The 7679-nt window shown below is 43.3% G+C and carries 7 protein-coding genes; all 7 read left to right on the top strand.

All coding sequences use genetic code 11. The annotated features are described in order from the left end of the window. The coding region (gene rseP, locus F3741_10015) for an RIP metalloprotease RseP (GenBank protein ID MZG31119.1) at nucleotides 1-859 on the top strand (859 nt) is incomplete at its 5' end. A gap of 14 nt (nucleotides 860-873) precedes the next feature. Continuing rightward, nucleotides 874-1158: a hypothetical protein gene (locus F3741_10010; protein MZG31118.1), complete on the top strand. Its 285-nt coding sequence runs from the start codon at nucleotides 874-876 to the stop codon at nucleotides 1156-1158. Beyond that, nucleotides 1155-2888: a phosphoenolpyruvate mutase gene (gene aepX / locus F3741_10005; protein MZG31117.1), complete on the top strand. Its 1734-nt coding sequence runs from the start codon at nucleotides 1155-1157 to the stop codon at nucleotides 2886-2888. The genes F3741_10010 and aepX overlap by 4 nt, the downstream gene beginning before the upstream one ends. Before the next feature lie 44 nt (nucleotides 2889-2932). Further along, a complete protein-coding gene (locus F3741_10000; GenBank protein MZG31116.1) occupies nucleotides 2933-4642 on the top strand; it encodes a proline--tRNA ligase in 1710 nt (569 codons plus the stop codon). A 192-nt stretch (nucleotides 4643-4834) separates the two neighbouring features. Continuing rightward, the gene (locus tag F3741_09995; GenBank protein ID MZG31115.1) at nucleotides 4835-5296 is read left to right on the top strand and encodes a ribosome maturation factor RimP; all 462 of its coding nucleotides are present in this window, start codon (nucleotides 4835-4837) and stop codon (nucleotides 5294-5296) included. Between the two features lie 9 nt (nucleotides 5297-5305). Further along, the gene (gene nusA / locus F3741_09990) at nucleotides 5306-6943 is read left to right on the top strand and encodes a transcription termination/antitermination protein NusA (GenBank protein MZG31114.1); all 1638 of its coding nucleotides are present in this window, start codon (nucleotides 5306-5308) and stop codon (nucleotides 6941-6943) included. Between the two features lie 20 nt (nucleotides 6944-6963). Continuing rightward, nucleotides 6964-7679 (top strand): translation initiation factor IF-2 (locus F3741_09985; GenBank protein ID MZG31113.1); only part of this gene is annotated, 716 nt, incomplete at its 3' end.

Genomic DNA, 7679 nt, shown 5'->3' with positions numbered 1-7679 from the left:
GGAACAGCTCCAGAAAATCGTTCATGATTCACCAGGGCGCTCACTGGATTTCCATGTAGAAAGAGGCTCGGGAAATATTGCCACATTACCCATCACCCCCGTCTCAGAGCAAATCAGCGATCTTTTTGGCGACAAAGAAAATGTTGGCCTGATAGGGATAACCCCGCTCGTGCGAAATATTTTTTATGTAAAAGAAGGCTCTCCAGCCGACAGAGCGGGAATTAAAAAAGGTGACACCCTTTTATCAGTGGACAATACGATTATATATGGCTGGGGAGACCTGAAGACAGCAGCCATTGATAAACCCGGGGAAGAATTGACATTCAAAGTTTTCAGAGATGGAACCGAGATCGTTACCAAACTGACACCCGAGCCTAAGGTCGTGAAGGATATTGAAGGCAAAAGCACAAAAGTCGGCATGCTGGGAATCGGGATGGCAGGTGAAATGGCGACAGAAAAATATGGTCTTGTTGGAGCTCTCAAAAGATCTATAGATGAAACCGGCCGATTAATTTATTTAATTGCCGTCAGTATCAAAAAAATGGTGATGGGCTCTATTCCCGCAGATTCAATTGGAGGCCCTATTCTGATTTTTCAGATATATGGCGAACAGGCTGAACAAGGCCTCAACGAACTGATCCGATTGACCGCACTTTTAAGTATTAACCTGGGATTACTCAACTTATTGCCAATTCCGGTACTTGATGGTGGGCATATTTTCTTTTTTCTGATAGAAATTATAAAAGGCAAACCCATTAGTGAAAGGAATCGGGAATGGGCACAGCAGGTAGGAATTTTTATGCTTCTCAGTCTCATGGTTTTTGCTTTTTATAATGATATTATGCGAATCATTACCTGAAACAATTTCTTCTTATGCAAAGCATTGAGAGCCGTATCCAGGACCTCAAGGAAACCGCTGAGAAATTATCCATAAAAATTGAATTCGCCAACCTCAACGACCAGGAGTTTGCTATTCAAAGCGGCCACTGCAAACTCAACGGGGAGAATCTAATTATATTGGATAATAATCTTCCGGATGAGGAGCACATAGCAATAATTTTGAATACGTTGAAAAAGTTCAATCTCGATAACATCTATGTAGCAGACTGGATACGTGAAAAAATTGAACCGTATAAAGACGATGGAGCAGAACCATGACTCTTCTCAACATAATTCTTCCTGAACAGCGCCGGGGAAAACTTAAGGCCTTGCTGGAAAAAGGTAAATTAGTTCGGGTGCTTGAAGCCCATAATGGATTGAGCGGCATCATCGCCAACACCGTTGAAGTGGTAGGAGAGTCCGACGGGGAAACCGTAGTGCGTCAATTTGATGCCATCTGGGAAAGCAGCCTTACAGACTCGGCTTCAAAAGGTCATCCCGACATTGAAGTTGTAACCTTTGACTCAAGGCTCCAAAGCATCAATGAAATTCTTGCCGTAACTGATAAACCCATGATCGTTGACGGCGATACAGGAGGAGACGCAAACACCTTCGAGTATACTGTCTCAAAGCTTGAGCAGGCAGGAGTATCAGCGGTAATTATAGAAGACAAGGTTTTTCCCAAGCGTAATAGTCTGGAGTCGGGTGTTCAGCAGAACCTTCAGGAACCAGAAGTCTTTGCTCAAAAAATACGTCGAGGCAAAAGTATTCAAAAAAGCAGTGAGTTTATGATTATCGCGCGCATTGAAAGTCTCATTTCGGGAAAGCCCATGCAAGACGCGATAGACCGGGCCACACAATATCTTAAAGCCGGAGTTGATGGAATCATGATCCACTCCAAGTCAAAAAGTCCGGATGAAATACTGGAGTTCGCGGAAAAGTACAAGCTTATTTTAAAAGATTTAAATCTGGATAAACCACTAGTGTGTGTACCCACCACTTATAACCTGATCACAGAAGATGAGCTGGCTGCCGCAGGTTTCAATATCGTTATTTATGCCAATCATCTATTACGAAGTGCCTATCAGGCGATGACTGAAACCGCAAAAACTATTCTCCGCAACCAAAGGTCGATAGAGGCAGACCCTCTCTGTGCACCCGTCAGGGAAATTTTTAAAACAGTAGGTTTTTTGGAAGTCAAAGAAAAGGATCAGCAGGATGAACAAACCACCAATATTCCAGTTATTATCCCCGCCGCGGGGGAAGATCCGGTTTTAAAACATATTCTAAATGGAAAACCTAAAGCGATGCTGGAGATTTGTGGAATGCCACTCATTGAGCATCAGCTTCAAACATTGAACAAGTCAAACCTTGCTGACGTAACACTCATAGCAGGATATGGAAAAGAACACCTGGAAGCTGAGGGCATCAATATTATGGAAAACCCTGACTACCAGAAAGGGTCGGTACTAAATTCGCTGATGGTCGCTAAAGAAAAAATGCTCAATGGTTTCATCATGCTGTATTCTGACATCCTCATGGAAGACCATATAATCAGCAAGCTTACTGGGTGCAAAGAAGATATCGTTCTCGTTGCCGACAATTCGACCCAGTACCACAAACCAGATGAAGACAATATTCACGACTACCTTATCACCAAAAACTACTACAAACCCAAGCGGAGGGAGATTCGCTTCACAAGTGAAAATACAGTTACAAAGATCGGCAGTAAAATAAATCCTGAAACAGCAACGCACGAGTTCATTGGGCTTGCCCGGTTCAGCAAAACAGGTTCCGAACAATTCCTCGAAACTTATAACGATGTTCTTAAAAACTTTACCGGTCCCTTTCAGGAGTCAGGAGATATTTCGAAGCTGACTTTCACAGACCTTATTCAGGAAATGATCGACCGGGGATTCGCTGTTCACTATATGGAAATACACAAGGGTTGGCTCGAAATCCATAATGTGGATCATATTGCCCTTGCTCAAAAGTCCTTTAGCGCATAGAATCATCCTTTCTGTTTGTCTGCCTTAACCTTCTGAAAACCAGCATGTTTTTTTCAAAACTATTTATTCCAACGTTAAAAGAATCGCCTGCCGATGCAGAAGTTATCAGCCATAAGCTGATGGTACGTGCAGGTATGATTCGCCAGGTTGCCTCGGGCATTTACTCCATTCTTCCTTTGGGTCTTCGGGTTTTAAGAAAGGTTGAGAGTATCATCCGCGAAGAAATGAATCACATAAACGGACAGGAAGTTTTCCTGCCCAGCATTCAACCAGCCGAATTATGGATAGAAAGCAAGAGATGGGATTTTTATGGCAAAGAATTGTTACGCATGAAGGACCGGCATGAAAGAGAATTCTGTTACGGTCCCACTCACGAGGAGGTCATCACCGACATAGTAAGAAAGGAAATCAGGTCTTATCGCCAATTACCCATTCTTCTCTATCAAATCCAGACCAAATTTCGAGATGAAGTTCGACCTCGGTTCGGTATTATGCGCGGGCGAGAGTTCATGATGAAAGATGCCTACAGTTTTCACACTGATGAAAAAGATACCCGGAACACATACAAAGAGGTAGCTCAGGCCTATAGTAATATTTTTAAAAAATGCGGTTTGGACTTTAAACAGGTTCAGGCAGACTCAGGAACCATCGGCGGAAGTTTTTCTCATGAGTTTGCTGTTATCGCTGATTCGGGTGAAGACGAAATCGGATTTTGTGAATCCTGTGGTTACGCCTCAAATCTTGAATTGGCAGAATCAAAATCACCTGCACCCTCAAACCCACCTGCGACACTGCAAGATATTAAAGAGGTGGATACACCTGGACAGAAATCTGTTGAAGAAGTCGCAAAGTTTCTCAATCTTCCACCCCAGAAAATTGTGAAAACCATTTTATTTGAAAATGAACAAGGTTTGGTAGCGGGTCTGGTCCGCGGAGATCACGAGATCAACCCAGTCAAACTGAAAAATCTAATTGGCTGCGAATGGTTGCATCCTGCAGAAGAAGAAGTGCTCTCCAAATATCCAAATATACATTGTGGTTATGTCGGCCCTGTGGGACTGGACCTGCCAGTATACGCAGATAATGAAATATCAATCCTTCACGATTTTGTCACGGGTGCAAACAAACCGTCCACTCACTTCAAGGGTGTTCAGACAGAGAGGGATCTGAAAATAAAAGAATTCAGCGATATCAGGACCATCAATCCCAATGATCCATGCCCACGTTGCGAAAATGGGAAATACCAGGTCAAACGTGGAATAGAAGTGGGCCATATATTTATACTTGGAACTAAATATTCTTCAGCGATGAAAGCTGTCTATCTTGACCAACAGGGAAAAGAAAACTCAATGGTTATGGGATGTTATGGAATTGGTGTCGGACGCACAGCCGCCGCTGCCATTGAGCAAAACCATGATGACAGAGGAATTATCTGGCCAATCAACCTGGCACCTTTTAAGGTTATTGTTATCCCGGTTAATTATTCCAATGATGAACTAAAAGAAGCCTGCGATAATATATATGACCAGCTTACAAAGCTTGACATAGAAACCCTGCTTGATGACCGGTCAGATAGATTAGGGGTTAAATTAAAGGATGCAGACCTCATGGGTATTCCTCTGCAGATTATTGTCGGCCCCAAAAACCTCACTGCCGGGCAAATTGAAATCAAACTCCGTAAAACAAACGAATCCAACCTCCACCCCTACCCCTCGGTCATTGAAGATATCCCTAACATTTTAAAAGGGTTATAAAAGCCCATTGGTCTTGAGTTTCCCAGTTTTCCCTTGAAATCCAGCCTTAAGTTCTAGTACAATCCCCACTGACATCTAGGGTCCTGCGCCGCGGGCTTTTAGCCCGCTTTTTTTTTACTTTTTTCAGGACCGCACAATGAACTCCTGAACCGATTTTGAGTCATTGTTTACGTTGCCCCAATAGAGGTTTTAATGGCAAAACCCCCTGTTTCGCAAACTGTTATGGGTTTGATCGAACCGATCCTCATTGCTGAAAAGCTGGAGTTGGTGGATGTCGAATACAAGAAAGAAGGCAAGAACTGGGTTTTAAGGATATTTATCGACAAGGAAGGCGGCGTCACGGTCGATGATTGCCAGAAAGTCAGCCATTTGACCGGCGATCTCATTGACGTTGAAGAAATCATCTCAAACCCCTATAGCCTGGAAGTATCATCCCCCGGTCTTGACAGGGCTTTGAAGCGGGAAAAGGATTTTTTAAAGTTCAAGGGGCGGGAAATCCGTCTGCACAGCCTTTCCCCAATTGAAAATAGAAGGAAGTTTACCGGTATCTTAAAAGACTTTAAAGATCAAAACGTATATTTGGAGTTGGACGGAAAGGTTTTTGAAATTCCGTTACAGCTGGTTGGTAAAGCAAATTTAGTTATTGAAATATAGGTAAGCAACATGAGCATGGAAACTCTCAGCATTCTTGAGCAACTCAGTCGCGATAAAGGAATCGATAAGGATGTCCTGATCGATGCGTTGAAAGCCGCCGTCGAAGTTGCCGTGCGCAAACGGTATCCAACGGTTAAGGAGTTGCAGAGCGAGTTCAATGAAGCCACGGGTGAAGTTGAAATTTATGTAGAAAAAACTGTCGTTGAAGAAGTAGATCTTCCAGATGAGCAGATAAGTTTGAAAGATGCTTCGGCACTTGCTGATGACATACAACTTGGCGAACAAGTTCTGGTCCAGCAGGTTCTCGAAAATTATGGACGTATCGCCGCGCAACTAGCCAAACAGGTGATTGTGCAAAAAGTCCGCGAAGCAGAAATTGACCTGATCTATAACGAATTCATAGATAAAAAAGGCGAATTGATCAATGGTATGGTCCAAAGAATGGAACACGGTGACCTTATTGTTGATTTGGGAAAAGCCGAAGGTGTTTTGCCGCGAAGGGAGCAGGTTTTCCGCGAAAACTTTAATCGTGGAGAACGGATTCGGGCATATGTCCTGGATGTACGGAAAACACCCAAGAACGCTCTGGTAATTCTTTCCCGTACCCATACAGGACTGATTAAAGGTTTATTCGAAATGGAAGTTCCGGAAATCAGTGAGGGTATGGTGGAGATCATGGGAGTGGTTCGCGAACCTAATGGTCGAACAAAAATTTCTGTACGAACCAACGACCGGGAAATTGATGCGGTCGGTGCTTGCGTAGGTATGCGCGGAATGAGGGTTCAATCTATCGTGCAGGAACTGCGTGGTGAAAAAATAGATATTGTTGAATACTCAGAAGACCCGGAAACCTATTTGAAAAATGCGCTGAGCCCGGCAAAGGTTTCAAGAATCATCATGAACCATGATGAAAAACAAATGACGGTCATTGTAGCTGATGACCAAATGTCACTGGCCATAGGCAAAAAAGGGCAGAACGTAAGACTGGCCGCGAAGCTGGTGCGCTGGAAGGTGGATATAAAAGGTCCGTCTGAAGCTATGGAAATGGGAGAGCACCACGCATTTTTGAGCACTGGTGAATCTTCAACCGTAGACTTTCTTGATGATGTGAAAAATACCAAAGGTTTGGGTGAAAAGGTAATGACCATTCTCTTTAGCAATGATCTTGTTACCTATGAAGAAGCACTGGAAAGAGGAGTGAAAGGATTAACTCAACTTGCGGGAATTGGTCCTAAAAAAGCTGAAGCTCTGATCCAACTGGCTGAAGAACAGAAAAAGTTATCGCTGGAGCTGGCATTTTCAAAACAGGAAAGCCCTGTAATTGAAGAACCTCGGGACTCTGAAACCCCAGACAGCGAACCTGAAGAGAAGGCTCAGGAAGAAGAAGTTTCTACTGAAACAGAGAGCAGTGAAACAACCGTTGTAGAAGAGGTAGAAGAAGAGGAAGAAGATATTCTTATTCAAGAGTTGACAGGACTAAGTCCTGAGGTTTTGCAATCTCTGGCAGATAACGGATTTGAAACTATCGCCGAGCTTTCTGTCACCCCTCTGGAAGAGTTGATTGCCCTGGAGGGTATTGATGAAGAAATGGGGAAGTCTATCTTGGAACAGGCCAAGCAACGCCTGGGAAATACTGAAAATGTTTAAAGTTAAAAACAGGGGGGAATTTGGCTAAAATTCGCATCAACAAACTGGCCTTGGAGCTCAATATTCAGAACGACCAGATTATTGAGGCTTTGCAAAAGCGTGATATAGCTGTAAAAAATCATATGAGTTCCATTGATGAAGAAGCCACGCAATACATCCGCGATCTCTTCACGCCCAAAAAAGCAACGACTGCTAAAACCACAAAAAAGAAAGTAGTAAAAAAAGCCAAAGCAAAAATTAAAATAAAGGCTCCTTCAAAGATAACTGTTACAACAGCAAAAACTCAGGCCAAGTCTACCGCCGCAAAAAAGGCTGAGAAAAAAACAGCAGTTAAAACAAAGAAAGCCACTAAAGCAAAGCCGAAGACTACAAAAAAAGCTAAAACCACTGAGAAGGCGAAGGAAAAAGTAGAAAGCAAAACAGGAAAAAAACTTGGCCTCAAGATTGTAAAAAAAGAAGAGAAACCGAAACCCGTTGAGAAAAAGCCGGCCCCGGCACCAAAAGAAAAAACAGCCCCCGAGCCAAAAGAAAAAGCTGTGGTGGAAACCCCACCTCCTGTTGAGCCTCAACCAGTTACAGAACCCGTTGAAACTGAGGATAGTTTCGAACTTGTTCAAATTGGTGAAAACACGCCTGTAAGGGACTTGGCAGAAAAACTAAAATGCACCCCGAATGACGTCATCAAAGAGCTTATGGTCTTCGGTATCCTGGCCAACATCAACCAGACTTTAAATTT

The organism is Nitrospinota bacterium (assembly GCA_009873635.1).
In the GTDB taxonomy this organism is placed as follows: domain Bacteria; phylum Nitrospinota; class Nitrospinia; order Nitrospinales; family VA-1; genus LS-NOB.
This window is presented reverse-complemented; position numbering and strand designations above follow the sequence as displayed.

Excerpts from the sequence above, each read along its gene's own strand:
- F3741_10010 (MZG31118.1), top strand. The coding sequence starts at position 874 with ATGCAAAGCATTGAGAGCCGTATCCAGGACCTCAAGGAAACCGCTGAG.
- F3741_09995 (MZG31115.1), top strand. The coding sequence starts at position 4,835 with ATGGCAAAACCCCCTGTTTCGCAAACTGTTATGGGTTTGATCGAACCG.
- F3741_10000 (MZG31116.1), top strand. The coding sequence starts at position 2,933 with ATGTTTTTTTCAAAACTATTTATTCCAACGTTAAAAGAATCGCCTGCC.
- nusA (MZG31114.1), top strand. The coding sequence starts at position 5,306 with ATGAGCATGGAAACTCTCAGCATTCTTGAGCAACTCAGTCGCGATAAA.
- aepX (MZG31117.1), top strand. The coding sequence starts at position 1,155 with ATGACTCTTCTCAACATAATTCTTCCTGAACAGCGCCGGGGAAAACTT.